The following is a 13,243-nucleotide window of genomic DNA, read 5'->3' on the forward strand; positions in this document are numbered from 1 at the left end:
GCGGCCATCAGGACCGGACATGGAATGCATATGCGAATCTCATTGGCCTTCGCGGACGGCTTGGCTTAAAAGCAGGGCCAGTCTCCACCCCTGACGGATATTGCCATGCCCGCCAAACTTTCCGTGAACCTCAATGCCATCGCCATGCTGCGCAACCGGCGCGATCTGCCGTGGCCTGATGTGGAAGGGCTCGGGCGCATTGCGCTTGCGGCCGGCGCTTCGGGACTGACCGTGCATCCGCGGCCGGACCAGCGGCATATCCGTTTTTCCGACCTTCCCGTCATCCGCAACCTGATCGACGACGAGTTTCCGCAGGCGGAGTTCAATATCGAGGGTTATCCGACCGAGGAATTCCTGGAGCTTTGTGCCGGCGCTCAGCCGGAGCAGGTGACGCTGGTGCCTGACGATCCCTCGCAGGCGACCTCGGATCACGGCTGGGATTTCCGCAAGCATCAGGCGTTGCTGTCGGATGTCGTGACCCGGCTGAAGAAAATGGGATGCCGTGTTTCGCTGTTTGCCGACGGCGATGGCGACGAAGAAGCGGTGAAGGCCGCGAAGGCGACGGGTGCTGATCGGATCGAGCTTTATACCGGCCCCTATGGCGGCTGCTACGATGCGCCGGAGCGGGTAGGGCCGATCCTCGAAGGGCTGGGAAAGACGGCGGATGCGGCGATTGCGCTGGGTCTTGCCGTCAACGGCGGCCATGACCTGACGGTGGCAAATCTGCCCGCGCTCGTGAAGCGCATTCCAGCCCTTGCCGAGGTTTCGATCGGCCACGGGCTGACGGCAGATGCGTTGGAATATGGGATGGCGGAGACGGTGCGACGCTTCTGCAGGGCCTGCGGCCAGAAGATCTGAAAGCGGCCCGCCCTCGGTGGATGCGAGGGCGGGCCCAAAGTCGCCTCAGATGAGGCCGGCTCAGGCGGTGAGAGCGGCCTTGTTGGCGACGAAGTAATCCTTCAGCGGCTGCGGCTCTCTGCCGGTCAGCTTTGTGAAGTCGTCGGTGACGATGTCGAACTTGCCGGCGCGGGTATTGGCATCGGCCGAAACCAGCATGTCGGCGACGAAGCCCGGCAGGCCGGCGCCGCGAATACCCTGGCCAAGCTGTTCATCGGTCACGGTAACGACATCCAGTGGCTTGCCGGTCGCTTCGGTGACGAGGGCGGCGATCTCCTTCGATGTCAGCGACTGCTTGCCGGTCAGCGTATAGGTGGCGCCGGCCGAGATGCCGGCTGCGAGAACCGAAGCGATGGCGAGTGCGCAATCGTCACGCGAGATGGTCGAAATCTTGCCGTCGCCGGCCGATGTGAACCACTTTCCAGACTGCAGATTGTGCGGCATGCCGTGCAGGTAATTGTCGTGATACCAGGCGTCGCGGACGATGGTGTAGGGGATGCCGCTCGCCTTGATGGCGTTTTCGGTGCCGAGATGGTCGGGTGCGAAGGTGACGAGCGAACCATCCGGGGCCGGCATGGAGGTGTAGGTGATGTGCTTCACCCCGGCCTTTACTGCAGCGGCGACAGCAGCCTTGTGCTGGGTCAGGCGCTTGCCGGGTGTGTCGAGGGCGTCAGTGCTGATGATCAGCAGGCGGTCGACACCGGCAAAAGCGGCTTCGAGGCCGGCGGCGTCATCGAAATCCGCCTTGCGGGTGAGAACACCCTTGGCGGCGAGGCTCGCGAGCTTTTCCGGGCTGCGGGTCGCGGCAATGATGTTTGCCGGGGTGACCTTGTAGCTTTCGATCAGGTGATGGACGACAAGCTGGCCGAGCTGGCCTGCGGCGCCGGTGACGAGAATGGTTTCGCTCATGATATCCTCTAGTGGTTGACAGGTGGTCTCAAAAAGAGAGTAACACTAGAATAGGAATTGACCGGAAACTGTAAAGAAGGCAGTTTTTCGGGACTTCGTTACCAAAAGGGAACCAGCATGGCCGGAACAATCGTCAATCTGAAAGCGAGAACAGGCCAATCCGAAGGGTTGGGCGCGCGGCGCGACATCGACCTTGCCAGTCTGGATTTCACCAATTGCCCGGTTCGCGACGTGATGCAGCAGATCGGCGGCAAGTGGTCGACGCTGCTGCTGGAGGCGCTCGCCAAGCAGCCCTATCGCTTCGGCGAATTGCGCCGGATGATCCCCGATATTTCCCAGCGCATGCTGACCCAGTCGCTGCGCGACCTGCAGCGGGACGGCTATATCGAGCGGGAGGTTTTTCCAACGAAGCCGCCGAGCGTCGAATATCGGCTGACCGATCTTGGGCGGTCGCTCTACACGGTGTTGTCGCAGCTTCTGAACTGGGCGGAGGCGAACCATGATGAGGTTCGCGCTGCGCGGCTGCGGTTCGACGCAGATGCTTTATAGAGCGCAATTCCGGACGCAAAACCGCAGTACACTTTTGCTGGAATTGCTTTAGGGGATCAGGCGGACGACCCGCCTGATCCCGAGACAATCACTTCTCGCGGCCTTCCGTCAGGAAGAACAGGAAGGCGAGCGCCGGGAAGCAGAAGCCGATCCAGGCCGCCATCGACCAGCCGCCCGTTGCATAAGCCCAGCCGCCGAGCGCTGAGCCGATAGCGCCACCGGTGAAGAAGGTCGCCATGAAGAGGCCGTTCAGGCGGCCGCGGTGTTCCGGGCTCAGCCCGTAGATGGCGCGCTGGCCGCAGACGAGGTTGGTCGTCACGCCGAAATCCAGCAGGATCGCCGCAGCCGTCAGCAGGATAAGCGCCATCAGCGAGCCGTCAGTGGCGAAATGGCTCATGAGGAACGAGCCCATGCCGAGCAGCATGGCGAGCGTGGAAGCGACCTTCGTCATGCCACGGTCGGCAAGGCGGCCGGCGATCGGCGAGGCGATGGCGCCGGCGGCACCGGCCAGCGCAAAGAGGGCGATGCCGTTCTGGGACATGCCGAAGGCGGGGCTTGCAAGCAGCAGCGGCGCCGTCGTCCAGAACAGGCTGAAGGCACCGAACATGCCTGCCTGATAGAGGGCGCGGCGCTGCAGCACGCGCGAGTTAACTGCCAGATGGCCCATCGAGGCCAGCAGCTCACTATAACGCAGCTTCGTATGAGGGACGCGGACCGGCAGGTTGGCGCGCAGCACGATGCCGAGCGCAATCATGACCGCGGCGGTGACGTAGTAAACCACATGCCAGGAGGAGGCTTCGGCAACGAGGCTCGCAAAGGGGCGGGCAAGCATGATGCCACAAAGCAGGCCGCTCATGACATTGCCGACGACCTGGCCGCGCGTCGCATCCGGCGCCATGCTGGCGGCGAAGGGAACGAGGACCTGCGCTGCGACCGAGGCAAGGCCAATGCAGAGCGAGGCTGTCAGGAACATGCCCGGCGTGGAGGAGAAGGCAGCGCCAATCAGCGCAAGCGCCGAGGCGGCGATCAGCGTCAGGATGAGGCGGCGGTTTTCGAAGAGGTCGGCTAGCGGCACGATCAACAAGAGGCCGAGGCCATAGCCGATCTGAGTCAGCGTGACGATGAGGCCGGTCGCGGCCGGCGAGAAGCCGAGATTGGCGCTGATCGGGCCGGCGAGCGGCTGGCCATAATAAAGGTTGGCGGCGACGAAGCCGCAGGAGGCTGCAAAAAGGAAGGTTAGCCAGGGGGATAGGACACGAGGTACGGCCGTATCCGGCGTGGTGGCTGAAACGCTCATCAGAAACTCCAATAGGCAATGATTGGGAGGATTGAATGCAATTTAATCGTCTGCCGCCACCCGATCCTTGATCGGATTCCGGCATTCGGTCGTCAAGTCACCAGCCGCATGGCGGCTTCTGCCGCAGCCATCATCTCTTCCTCGGCGCGTCCCGTCCTCCCGATGACACGAAAGCCCTTGGTCAGGCAGAGAAAGGTGAGGGCCGTAGCATCAGCGTCCAAGGTCGGCGGAATGGTGCCATCGGCCTGGCCGATGCGGATCAGATCGGCCATCAGCTTCTCATCGGCGGAAAAGGCGGCGGCGACATGCCCTGCAGCTTCAGCATCCAGCAGGGAGAGGTCGTTTGCGCCGCCGACGACGAGGCAACCCTTGAGGCCGGCTTCGCCGTGGGAAAGCTCGGCATAGTACATCACCATCTGGAAGACCTTCTCACGGCCGGTCTTCGCCGCCGCGATCCTTGCTTCCAGCCGGCCGCGGCCGAGCTGGCGGTAGCGCTTGAAGGCGGCAAGGAAGATGCCGCGCTTGTCTTTGAAAGCCTTGTAGACGCTACCGGAGGCAAGGCCCATGGCTTCGGTAAGTTCGCTGATGGAGGCGGCATGGTAGCCGCGCTCGGAGAAGACGCGAAGCGCCGCATCCAACGCGGCGTCCATATCGAACTCGCGCGGGCGGCCGCGGCTGCGGGTTTTTGTGTTGGGCGCAACGGCAGCGGATATGAGGGCGTCGATGGTCATGACGCCTAATTAGGGAATGATCATTTCCAAATCAAGTGAATTTTTGCGACACCACCTGTTCACAGGTTCAGATCGAGCACCCAGGTCTGGCCGTTGGCCTCCGGGCCGAACATGCGGTGTCTCTCCTCGGAGACAAGCCGGAATCCGGCCTTCTGGTAGATGGCGCGGGCGGTATGGAGGAAATCGTTGGTCCAGAGAGAGATCTGCCGGTATCCCTTACCCCGCGAAAAGGCGATGCATTCATCGACCAGCTGCCTGCCGAGGCCGAGGCCACGGGCAGCCTTGTCGACATAGAGCAGGCGGAGTTTGGCAATGCCGTCGCCGCCATTGGTGATCAGCACCGAGCCGAGATTGATGCCGCTGCGCTCGGCGATCCAGCAATATTCCATCCCGGGGTCGAAATTGGCGAGGAACTTGCCGGCGACATCGGCGACCAACCCTTCGAAGCGCAGATCCCAGCCATATTCCTCCACATAGAATCGTCCCTGGCTCTGGACGATCCAGCCGATATCGCCGGCTCGATGCGGGCGGATGATGGCGGCAGCCGCTTTCGCCTGCGGATCGAGGATGGCGCGGATCGTGCGCATGGCGGCAACGGCGGCCTGTGGCTCGCCATCGGTCAAAGTGTCGAACCGGGCGGCGATCTGGGCGTTGGAGCGACGACCGAATTCCTCGAACTGGGCTCGTCCCTTGTCGGTGACAGTGATGATCTGGCTGCGCTGGTCGGCCGGATCGGGCGTCGCCTCGATGAGGTCTTCGGCACGGAAGCGCTTGAGAATGCGGCTGAGATAGGCGGGATCGAGCTGCAGGTCGCGGGCAAGCGCGCCGGCACTCACGCCGTCATGCGCGCCGATCTCGAAGAGCACGCGCGCATCCGTCAGCGTGAAGGGCGTGTCGAGATAGGCCTTGTTCAAAAGGCCAAGGAAGTTCGTGTAGAAACGGTTGAATTCGCGGGCGGATTCGATGAGGGCAAGATCGGTCATGGCAGGGTCTCCTGATGGAAACCCTGCTGTTTTTATTTGACTGAGTCAACTAAATTGATGACTCAGGCTGCGTCTTCCTCTTCCTTGGTTATTTCACCCTCGAGCGCGAAATCGACGGCAGCGCGGGCATGGATCGCCGTCGTGTCGAATCCAACAAGGGGAAGATGATCGGGGTCGAGGATCAGGCAGATCTCGGTGCAGCCGAGAATGATGCTGTCACAGCCCTTGGCGCGGGCGCGCTCGATCACGGCCATCAGTTTCTCGCGCGAACTGTCGAGCACCTTGCCGGCGCATAGCTCGTTGAAGATGATGTCGTGGACAGTGGTGCGGTCGGCGGCTTCGGGCACCATGATATCGAGGCCGAGGCCCTTCATGCGGTCGGTATAGAAGCCGTGCTCCATCGTGTAGCGCGTGGCAAGCAGCAGCGGGCGCTTGCAGCCGGATTGATGGATGGTTTTCGCCGTCTCGTCGATGATGTGGATCAGCGGCACCGAGATGTGTGCGGCAACCTCGGGCGCGATCAGATGCATTGTGTTGGTGCAGATCAGCACGCAATGGGCGCCGCCAATCTGCAGGCGCAGAGCGACATCGCCGAGACGCGAGGCCGCCATATCCCAGGCGCCGGCCTTCTGCAGGGCAACGATCTCCTCGAAATTCACCGAATGCAAAGTGAGCTCGGCAGAGGCCAGGCCGCCCAGGCGCTCGCGCACCATTTCGTTGATGAGGCGGTAATAGACCGCGGAACTTTCGAAGCTCATGCCGCCGATCAGGCCGATGTTTTTCATGGATTCTCGCTCCCTATGGTGTTTTCGAATGCGGTAATGATGCAGCAGATCAGGCGCGACGTGTTTGCATTGTTTGTGCTTTTGCATCGATACGTGCTAAGGTTTTGCGGGATTTTTCGGTTTCTTGCAAAATTTCAGCGTGGTCTCCATCATGATCGACGATCGCGACAGGCGGATTCTCGATATCCTGCAGGACGATGCAGGCATCTCCGTGACCGACCTTGCAGAGCGAGTGGCTTTATCGGTCTCGGCCTGTTCGCGGCGCATCCAGCGGCTGGAGGAGAGCGGCTACATCGCGCGTCGCATCGTCGTGCTGGATCGCGAGCGGATGGGCGTGCCGACCACGCTCTTTGCGCTCATCAAGACGGCGCATCATTCCGACGAATGGACGGAGGCCTTCCGCCGCGCGATCAGCGATATCCCCGAGATCGTCGAGGCACATCGGCTGACCGGCAATTACGATTACATCCTGAAGGTCGTGCTGCCGCGCGTCGAGCATTACGACGTGATTTACAAGCAAATCGTCCGCAAGCTCGAACTCTTCGACGTTTCGGCATCGATCTCGATGGAAGAATTAAAACACGGGACGGCGATACCGGTGGGCTATGCCCGATGAGCTACGGTGTTGAGGGGCATGGTTGAATGAACGATAGAGATATTCTTAGTCTTTTTATGCCGGGGGAAAAGCTTCTCTGGTCAGGGCGTCCGGCGCAGGGATTTCTCCTGACATCGCGGGATTTCCTCCTTATTCCCTTCTCGCTTCTCTGGGGCGGCTTCGCGATCTCTTGGGAAACCACTGCCGTGCTCGGGAATGGGCCGGTTCTCATGAAATTGTGGGGTCTGCCGTTCGTGTTTATCGGGCTCTACATCATGGCAGGACGTTTCTTCGTCGATGCTGCCGCGCGGGCGCGGACGGAATACGCGGTGACCGACAGACGCATCATCATCAGGAGAAGCGGCCTCTTTCGAAATTTATCCACGAGCCAACTCGAACTTCTGCCGTCGATCAGCCTTGAAGAAGGCGACCGGGGCAGGGGCACGATCAAATTCGGCGTAAGGTCAGATCGACGGATGAGCGGCTGGACACCCGCCCTCGCCAATGAACCTCAGCTTCTCGGGATCGAAAATGCGCAGCACGTTTACGGTATTCTCGAAAAAGCACGATCGGATATCAGGGGGAGCCGGTAACCCTAGCGTATCGACCGTCGGCGGCGCAGGGCAGGCATGCCGAAAAGGCAGTTGAAACCTTTGTGTGAAAGGCGACATTGGCTGCAGCAGAATGACAAAAAGGGGTAGGTCATGAGCGAGCATCACGTCGTCGTTGTCGGCGGCGGTTTCGGCGGGCTGCAGCTCGTCAATGGATTGAAAGGCCTGGGATCAAGGGGAGGGGGCGTGAAGATCACGCTTATAGACCGGCGCAACCACCATCTCTTCCAGCCGCTGCTTTATCAGGTGGCTACCACCATCCTATCCACTTCAGAGATCGCCTGGCCGATCCGCCATCTCTATGCCGACCGGCCCGAGGTGACCACGCTGCTCGGTGAGGTCAATGGCGTCGATCCCAATGCAAAGACCGTGTCCCTGCGCAGTGGCATGGTGCTGAAATACGATACGCTGGTGCTGGCGACTGGCGCAACGCACGCTTATTTCGGCCATGACGAATGGGAACCTGTCGCCCCGGGCCTGAAGACGCTCGAGGATGCGACGACCATCCGCCGCCGCGTGCTGCTCGCCTTCGAGCGGGCGGAAGTGGAAAGCGATCCCGCTGTGCGCGACGCGTTTTTGACTTTCTCTATCGTTGGTGCAGGCCCCACGGGCTGCGAGCTTGCCGGCATCATCGCCGAGTTGGCGCATTTCACGCTGCCCAAGGAATTCCGCAACATCGACACGCGCAAGACCCGCGTCGTGCTGATCGAGGCGGGGCCGCGGGTATTGCCGGCTTTTGCCGAGGATCTCTCGGCTTATGCGCAAAAGGCATTGGAAAAGCTGGGCGTCGAGGTGCTGACGGGTACGCCGGTGACGCAATGTACGGCTGATGGCGTGACGGTCGGCGAAAGTTTCATTCCGAGCCGCACGATCGTCTGGGCCGCAGGCGTGCAGGCTTCGCATGCGGCGCGCTGGCTCGGCGTGCCGGCCGACCGGGCGGGGCGCACCATCGTCGAGAAGGATCTGACGGCGCCGGGCTTGCCCGATGTCTTCGTGATCGGCGATACGGCTTCTGTGATACGTGAGGATGGCAAGCCGGTGCCGGGCATTGCGCCGGCGGCCAAGCAGCAGGGCGGCTATGTCGCGAAGGTCATCCGTGCGCGGCTATCCGGCAAGCCGGCGCCGGGACCGTTCAAATATTGGCATCAGGGAAGTCTGGCGACGATCGGCAAGAGTGCGGCGATCATCGATTTCGGCCGGTTCAAGCTCAAGGGCTGGCTCGCCTGGTGGATCTGGGGGCTCGCCCATATCTACTTCCTGATCGGCACGCGCTCGCGCTTCGCCGTCGCCTGGAACTGGTTCTGGATCTATATGAGCGGCCAGCACAGCGCCCGGCTGATCACCCAGCGCGAGACCATGCGCGACGACCGGTAGGGGCAAACAGACGATAAAGGAAAAGGGCGGCTCCGGGAGCCGCCCTTTCTGTTTCATCAGGCTGCCAGCGAGGCGATGTCGATGACGAAGCGGTAGCGGACGTCGCTCTTCAGGACGCGCTCATAGGCTTCGTTGACCTGCTGGATGTTGATCTTCTCGATCTCGGAAACGATGTTGTGCTCGCCACAGAAGTCGAGCATTTCCTGGGTTTCCTTGATCGAGCCGATCATCGAGCCGGAGATGCTCTTGCGGCCCGGGACCAGCGAGAAGGCGTGAACCGGGATTGCGTTTTCGGGAACGCCGACCACGACGAAAGCGCCATCCACCTTCACGAGGCCGAGATAGGCATTCCAGTCGATCTCGGCGCTGACGGTGCAGATGACGAGGTCGAAGGCGCCGGCGAGCTTCTTGAAGGTTTCCGGGTCGTTGGTGGCGTAATATTCCTTGGCGCCGAGCTTCAGGCCATCTTCCTTCTTGGAGAGGCTCTGCGAGAGCACGGTGATATCGGCGCCCATGGCAGCACCCAGCTTGACGCCCATATGGCCGAGGCCGCCCATGCCGACGATGGCAACCTTCTTGCCGGGACCGGCCTTCCAGTGGCGCAGCGGCGAATAGAGCGTGATGCCGGCGCAGAGAAGCGGAGCGGACGCGTCGAGCGGAAGGTTGTCCGGGATGGACATGACATAGCCTTCCTTGACGACGATGCTATCGGAATAGCCGCCCTGGGTGCGGGTCTTGCCGTCTGCTTCGAACTCATTGTAGGTGCCGACGAGGCCCGGCATATACTGTTCCAGATCGACATCGCGGGTGGCGCAGCCGACGCAGGAATCGACGAAGCAGCCGACGCCGACGCGATCGCCGACCTTGAACTTGGTCACTTCGGAGCCGACAGCGGTCACGATGCCGGCGATCTCATGGCCCGGCACGATCGGATAAACGGCGTTCTTCCATTCGTTGCGGACGGTGTGAATGTCCGAATGGCAGATGCCTGCAAACTTGATGTCGATGACGACGTCATCCGGGTTCGGATTGCGGCGTTCGAAGGTGAAGGGGGTCAGCGGCTTGGAAGCGTCAGTCGCGGCGTAGCCTCTTGCAATAGGCATGGGAACCTTCCTTTTCGATTGGGAGGGGTGGGGGTGGGCGGAATATTGCCCGGAACCGTGCTGCAGCGTTAGAGCGATACTCTCAGCTTTTTGCACGATCCTGCAAAAGTGAGCCGGCCACCTGTTTGCGAAATGGAAAAGGCGGCCTAGATAGAAGCGGTATCGCTGGTGTCAGACAGAAAGAGTTGCCGCATGACATTGCCCTTCAATCCCTATCAGGAAATCGTCGATATCGCGATGCGCTTTGCGCCAGGCGATGGCGAGTTCCGCACGTCGATCGGCAACCTCCACATCAGCCGCCGCTCGAACCCCAGTGATCCGCTGCATAGTAGCTACAAGCCCTGCTTCGCCTTTGTGCTGCAGGGCGCCAAGAGCCTCCGCCTCGGCAATGAGTTCATCAGCTACGGAACCGGGGACTATCTGCTGACTTCGCTCGATCTGCCGGTCGCATGGCGTATCGCCGAGGCCAGCCCGGAGGTGCCGCATCTCTGTCTGGGGCTCGCGATTGACTCCGAAAAGCTGCTGGAGCTCTTAAGCCGCATTGATGTTCCTCGCCCAGGCGCCCACACAGACGGGCAGCGCGGTATGACCGTCAACGTCGCCCCGCCGGAGCTTCTGGACGCCGCCGTGCGCCTGCTGCGCTTGCTCGATCGTCCAGACGACATTCCGGCCATGGCGCCGCTGATCGAGCAGGAAATCCTCTATCGGATACTGACCGGGCCGGATGGCGAGCGGCTGATCAACATCGCGACGGCTGACAGCCACAGCAACAGGATCGCGCGCGCCGTCGCCTGGCTGAAGGAGAATTTCGCTCGGCCCCTGCGCATCGAGGAACTAGCCGACCACGTCAGCATGAGCGCGTCATCCTTCCATCACCACTTCAAATCGGTGACGGCAATGACGCCGATGCAATATCAGAAGCAGCTTCGCCTGCATGAGGCGCGCCGGCTGATGCTGGTGGAGCGGCTGGATGCAGGGACTGCCGGTCATCAGGTCGGCTATCAGAGCCCGTCGCAGTTCAGCCGCGAATATAGCCGCCTCTACGGCGCTTCACCCGCACGCGATGTCGATGGCGCGCGAGATGCTGTAGCAGCGGAATAAGGCGTGGGAGTAAGTCTCAGCCTGGGAATTTCAGCGCCTTGTCGGCACGGCACTTCGCAAGCTTCAACTGGCGGAAGGAGAGGATGCGCGTGATGCGTTCCTTGCCATCGGTCTCGACGCTCATACAGGCGCAGGCATAGCCGTAATTGCCGTTGGTCTGCACGTAATCGTGCTCGGAAATGTCGGGGATGAGGTCCATGCCCTCAGGCTCGTCACCGCTTCCCTGCGTCATGATCGTCCAGGTATTTTCCGCATCGTCCAGCCACCAGTTGGCGGGTGTCGGGTTCTGGATCCAGCCGCAGCGCGTTTCGGCGGCAAGAGCGGGAAAGGCGAGAGCGAGCGACAAAGCTGCGGCGAGGACTGCTGTCTTCACGGGCGATTCTCCTTGGGCCTCGATACTCGGCTATTTGCCTGCCTTCGAACAGCCGAATTCCACTGTTTCATATGATACGAAAAAATCTCCTGATGCTTCTTGACGAGAGCCCTCGATCTGGCGCATAAACGCCACGAACCGTACCGTACGGTACGTAAATGGGGAGTTGAATCCGTGTCAGTCGATGTCGCAGAGCCGAGCGAGTTTTCGCCACGCCAGAACGCTGTTCTGGAGCAGGCGCTGCAGCTTCTCGTCGATGGCGGGGAGAAGGCGCTGACGACCTCGGGCGTGGCGCGCGCGGCCAACTGCTCCAAGGAAAGCCTCTACAAGTGGTTCGGCGACCGTGATGGATTGCTGTCTGCGATGATCGCCTACCAGGCGAGCAAGGTGCGCACCTTCGAGCGCAGCGGAGAGCGGCTGACTTATACGAGCCTGCACGACCATCTCGTCATCTTTGCACGCGACCTGCTCGAGGTTCTGGCCGGCGATGTCTCGCTGGCGCTGAACCGGCTGGCAATCGGCCAGTCGCATCGCGACGGCTCCAAGCTTGGCAAGCTTCTGCTCGAACGCGGCCGGCGGCAGATCGACCGCCGTGCCATGGCGCTGATCGATGCCGGCAAACGGGCAGGGCTGTTGCGCTTCCATGATGCCGACGAGGCCTATCACACGCTTTACGGTCTTAGTGTTTCCGATCTGCATGTGCGCATGCTGCTCGGCGAGCCAGGCCTCAAGGATACCGCGCGTCAGGCGGAGAAGGCGGTCACCGCTTTCCTGCGCCTCTACGGCACGGAGAAAGTTCTGGCGGAGATGCCGATCCTCGGCTGACCCGCTTACTGACAGTCAACAAGACAAGCAAAAGGGAAGGAATTTCAATGCGCGTCTATTACGATCGTGATGCCGATCTCAACCTCATCAAGTCCAAGAAAGTCGCCATCATCGGCTACGGTTCGCAGGGTCGCGCACATGCGCTGAACCTCAAGGATTCCGGCGCCCAGAACGTTGTCATCGCGCTCAAAGCCGGTTCGCCGACCGTCAAGAAGGCCGAAGCCGATGGCTTCAAGGTCATGACGGTTGCCGAAGCTGCCGCCTGGGCCGACCTGATGATGATGGCAACCCCGGACGAACTGCAGGCCGACATCTACAAGGCCGACATCGCCGGCAACATCCGTGACGGCGCAGCCATCGCCTTCGCCCACGGCCTCAACGTCCACTTCGGCCTCATCGAGCCGAAGGCTTCGGTCGACGTCGTCATGATCGCCCCGAAGGGCCCGGGCCACACGGTTCGCGGCGAATACCAGAAGGGCGGCGGCGTTCCCTGCCTCGTAGCCGTTCACCAGAACGCGTCCGGCAATGCACTTGAACTCGCGCTCTCCTACGCCTGCGGCGTCGGCGGCGGCCGTTCGGGCATCATCGAAACCAACTTCCGCGAAGAGTGCGAAACCGACCTCTTCGGCGAACAGGTCGTTCTCTGCGGCGGCCTCGTCGAACTCATCCGCGCTGGTTTCGAAACGCTCACCGAAGCCGGTTACGCTCCGGAAATGGCCTATTTCGAATGCCTGCACGAAGTGAAGCTGATCGTCGACCTGATCTATGAAGGCGGCATCGCCAACATGAACTACTCGATCTCCAACACGGCCGAGTGGGGCGAATACGTCTCCGGTCCGCGCATCATCACCGCCGAGACCAAGGCCGAGATGAAGCGTGTCCTCAAGGACATCCAGACCGGCAAGTTCACCTCGGACTGGATGCAGGAATACCGCGCCGGCGGCGCGCGCTTCAAGGGCATTCGTCGCCTGAACGACAGCCACCAGATCGAGGAAGTCGGCACGAAGCTCCGCGCCATGATGCCCTGGATCGGCAAGAACAAGCTGGTCGACAAGTCCGTCAACTAAGCTGTTCCAAGATTGTGATTATGAGAGGCCGGGACGAAAGTTC

Annotated in this window: 15 protein-coding genes; 8 read left to right on the plus strand and 7 right to left on the minus strand. The window is 61.4% G+C overall.

What is annotated here, in order from left to right:
• Nucleotides 1-105: 105 nt before the first annotated feature.
• Complete coding sequence (locus tag AC1D35_RS00675) at nt 106-858, plus strand: pyridoxine 5'-phosphate synthase (protein ID WP_113296685.1); 753 nt, start codon at nt 106-108, stop codon at nt 856-858.
• A gap of 60 nt (nt 859-918) precedes the next feature.
• On the opposite strand, the gene AC1D35_RS00680 is transcribed toward AC1D35_RS00675, so the two are convergent.
• Nucleotides 919-1,806, minus strand: a complete 888-nt coding sequence (locus AC1D35_RS00680; protein ID WP_113311970.1) for an SDR family oxidoreductase — start codon at nt 1,804-1,806, stop codon at nt 919-921.
• Between the two features lie 117 nt (nt 1,807-1,923).
• Here AC1D35_RS00680 and AC1D35_RS00685 point away from each other — a divergent pair, with 117 nt between their 5' ends.
• Entirely contained in the window at nt 1,924-2,355 is a 432-nt protein-coding gene (locus AC1D35_RS00685; RefSeq protein ID WP_113311971.1) for a winged helix-turn-helix transcriptional regulator, read from the plus strand.
• A gap of 88 nt (nt 2,356-2,443) precedes the next feature.
• Here AC1D35_RS00685 and AC1D35_RS00690 read toward each other — a convergent pair whose 3' ends face one another.
• From AC1D35_RS00690 to AC1D35_RS00705, 4 genes are all read right to left on the minus strand, one after another.
• Nucleotides 2,444-3,652, minus strand: a complete 1,209-nt coding sequence (locus AC1D35_RS00690; protein ID WP_477938164.1) for an MFS transporter — start codon at nt 3,650-3,652, stop codon at nt 2,444-2,446.
• Between the two features lie 92 nt (nt 3,653-3,744).
• The gene (locus AC1D35_RS00695) at nt 3,745-4,383 is read right to left on the minus strand and encodes a TetR/AcrR family transcriptional regulator (RefSeq protein WP_113312306.1); all 639 of its coding nucleotides are present in this window, start codon (nt 4,381-4,383) and stop codon (nt 3,745-3,747) included.
• Between the two features lie 59 nt (nt 4,384-4,442).
• Complete coding sequence (locus AC1D35_RS00700) at nt 4,443-5,366, minus strand: bifunctional helix-turn-helix transcriptional regulator/GNAT family N-acetyltransferase (protein WP_113296690.1); 924 nt, start codon at nt 5,364-5,366, stop codon at nt 4,443-4,445.
• Nucleotides 5,367-5,428: 62 nt separating this feature from the next.
• Complete coding sequence (locus AC1D35_RS00705) at nt 5,429-6,151, minus strand: aspartate/glutamate racemase family protein (protein WP_113312305.1); 723 nt, start codon at nt 6,149-6,151, stop codon at nt 5,429-5,431.
• Between the two features lie 151 nt (nt 6,152-6,302).
• Here AC1D35_RS00705 and AC1D35_RS00710 point away from each other — a divergent pair, with 151 nt between their 5' ends.
• From AC1D35_RS00710 to AC1D35_RS00720, 3 genes are all read left to right on the plus strand, one after another.
• Nucleotides 6,303-6,767 (plus strand): Lrp/AsnC family transcriptional regulator, encoded by a 465-nt coding sequence (locus AC1D35_RS00710; RefSeq protein ID WP_113312307.1) that lies wholly within the window; start codon nt 6,303-6,305, stop codon nt 6,765-6,767.
• A 26-nt stretch (nt 6,768-6,793) separates the two neighbouring features.
• A complete protein-coding gene (locus tag AC1D35_RS00715; protein WP_113312304.1) occupies nt 6,794-7,339 on the plus strand; it encodes a PH domain-containing protein in 546 nt (181 codons plus the stop codon).
• Between the two features lie 111 nt (nt 7,340-7,450).
• Complete coding sequence (locus AC1D35_RS00720; protein WP_477852468.1) at nt 7,451-8,731, plus strand: NAD(P)/FAD-dependent oxidoreductase; 1,281 nt, start codon at nt 7,451-7,453, stop codon at nt 8,729-8,731.
• Nucleotides 8,732-8,787: 56 nt separating this feature from the next.
• On the opposite strand, the gene AC1D35_RS00725 is transcribed toward AC1D35_RS00720, so the two are convergent.
• On the minus strand, nt 8,788-9,834 hold the full coding sequence (locus tag AC1D35_RS00725) for an NAD(P)-dependent alcohol dehydrogenase (protein ID WP_113296694.1): 1,047 nt from the start codon (nt 9,832-9,834) through the stop codon (nt 8,788-8,790).
• A gap of 192 nt (nt 9,835-10,026) precedes the next feature.
• On the opposite strand from AC1D35_RS00725, the gene AC1D35_RS00730 reads away from it, so the two are divergent.
• A complete protein-coding gene (locus AC1D35_RS00730) occupies nt 10,027-10,935 on the plus strand; it encodes an AraC family transcriptional regulator (protein ID WP_113296695.1) in 909 nt (302 codons plus the stop codon).
• Between the two features lie 16 nt (nt 10,936-10,951).
• On the opposite strand, the gene AC1D35_RS00735 is transcribed toward AC1D35_RS00730, so the two are convergent.
• The gene (locus AC1D35_RS00735; RefSeq protein WP_113296696.1) at nt 10,952-11,308 is read right to left on the minus strand and encodes a DUF4087 domain-containing protein; all 357 of its coding nucleotides are present in this window, start codon (nt 11,306-11,308) and stop codon (nt 10,952-10,954) included.
• A gap of 174 nt (nt 11,309-11,482) precedes the next feature.
• Between AC1D35_RS00735 and AC1D35_RS00740 the strand changes: the two genes are divergently transcribed.
• Nucleotides 11,483-12,133, plus strand: coding sequence for a TetR/AcrR family transcriptional regulator C-terminal domain-containing protein (locus tag AC1D35_RS00740; protein ID WP_113296697.1), 651 nt, complete (start codon nt 11,483-11,485; stop codon nt 12,131-12,133).
• A 47-nt stretch (nt 12,134-12,180) separates the two neighbouring features.
• Nucleotides 12,181-13,200, plus strand: a complete 1,020-nt coding sequence (gene ilvC / locus AC1D35_RS00745) for a ketol-acid reductoisomerase (protein ID WP_113296698.1) — start codon at nt 12,181-12,183, stop codon at nt 13,198-13,200.
• Nucleotides 13,201-13,243 lie beyond the last annotated feature (43 nt).

Source organism: Rhizobium sp. P1_E6, assembly GCF_056405875.1.

What these genes read in the sequence shown, in the direction of transcription:
- AC1D35_RS00675 (WP_113296685.1), top strand. Translation starts at nt 106, where the DNA reads ATGCCCGCCAAACTTTCCGTGAACCTCAATGCCATCGCCATGCTGCGC.
- AC1D35_RS00680 (WP_113311970.1), bottom strand. Translation starts at nt 1,806, where the DNA reads ATGAGCGAAACCATTCTCGTCACCGGCGCCGCAGGCCAGCTCGGCCAG.
- AC1D35_RS00685 (WP_113311971.1), top strand. Translation starts at nt 1,924, where the DNA reads ATGGCCGGAACAATCGTCAATCTGAAAGCGAGAACAGGCCAATCCGAA.
- AC1D35_RS00690 (WP_477938164.1), bottom strand. Translation starts at nt 3,652, where the DNA reads ATGAGCGTTTCAGCCACCACGCCGGATACGGCCGTACCTCGTGTCCTA.
- AC1D35_RS00695 (WP_113312306.1), bottom strand. Translation starts at nt 4,383, where the DNA reads ATGACCATCGACGCCCTCATATCCGCTGCCGTTGCGCCCAACACAAAA.
- AC1D35_RS00700 (WP_113296690.1), bottom strand. Translation starts at nt 5,366, where the DNA reads ATGACCGATCTTGCCCTCATCGAATCCGCCCGCGAATTCAACCGTTTC.
- AC1D35_RS00705 (WP_113312305.1), bottom strand. Translation starts at nt 6,151, where the DNA reads ATGAAAAACATCGGCCTGATCGGCGGCATGAGCTTCGAAAGTTCCGCG.
- AC1D35_RS00710 (WP_113312307.1), top strand. Translation starts at nt 6,303, where the DNA reads ATGATCGACGATCGCGACAGGCGGATTCTCGATATCCTGCAGGACGAT.
- AC1D35_RS00715 (WP_113312304.1), top strand. Translation starts at nt 6,794, where the DNA reads ATGAACGATAGAGATATTCTTAGTCTTTTTATGCCGGGGGAAAAGCTT.
- AC1D35_RS00720 (WP_477852468.1), top strand. Translation starts at nt 7,451, where the DNA reads ATGAGCGAGCATCACGTCGTCGTTGTCGGCGGCGGTTTCGGCGGGCTG.
- AC1D35_RS00725 (WP_113296694.1), bottom strand. Translation starts at nt 9,834, where the DNA reads ATGCCTATTGCAAGAGGCTACGCCGCGACTGACGCTTCCAAGCCGCTG.
- AC1D35_RS00730 (WP_113296695.1), top strand. Translation starts at nt 10,027, where the DNA reads ATGACATTGCCCTTCAATCCCTATCAGGAAATCGTCGATATCGCGATG.
- ilvC (WP_113296698.1), top strand. Translation starts at nt 12,181, where the DNA reads ATGCGCGTCTATTACGATCGTGATGCCGATCTCAACCTCATCAAGTCC.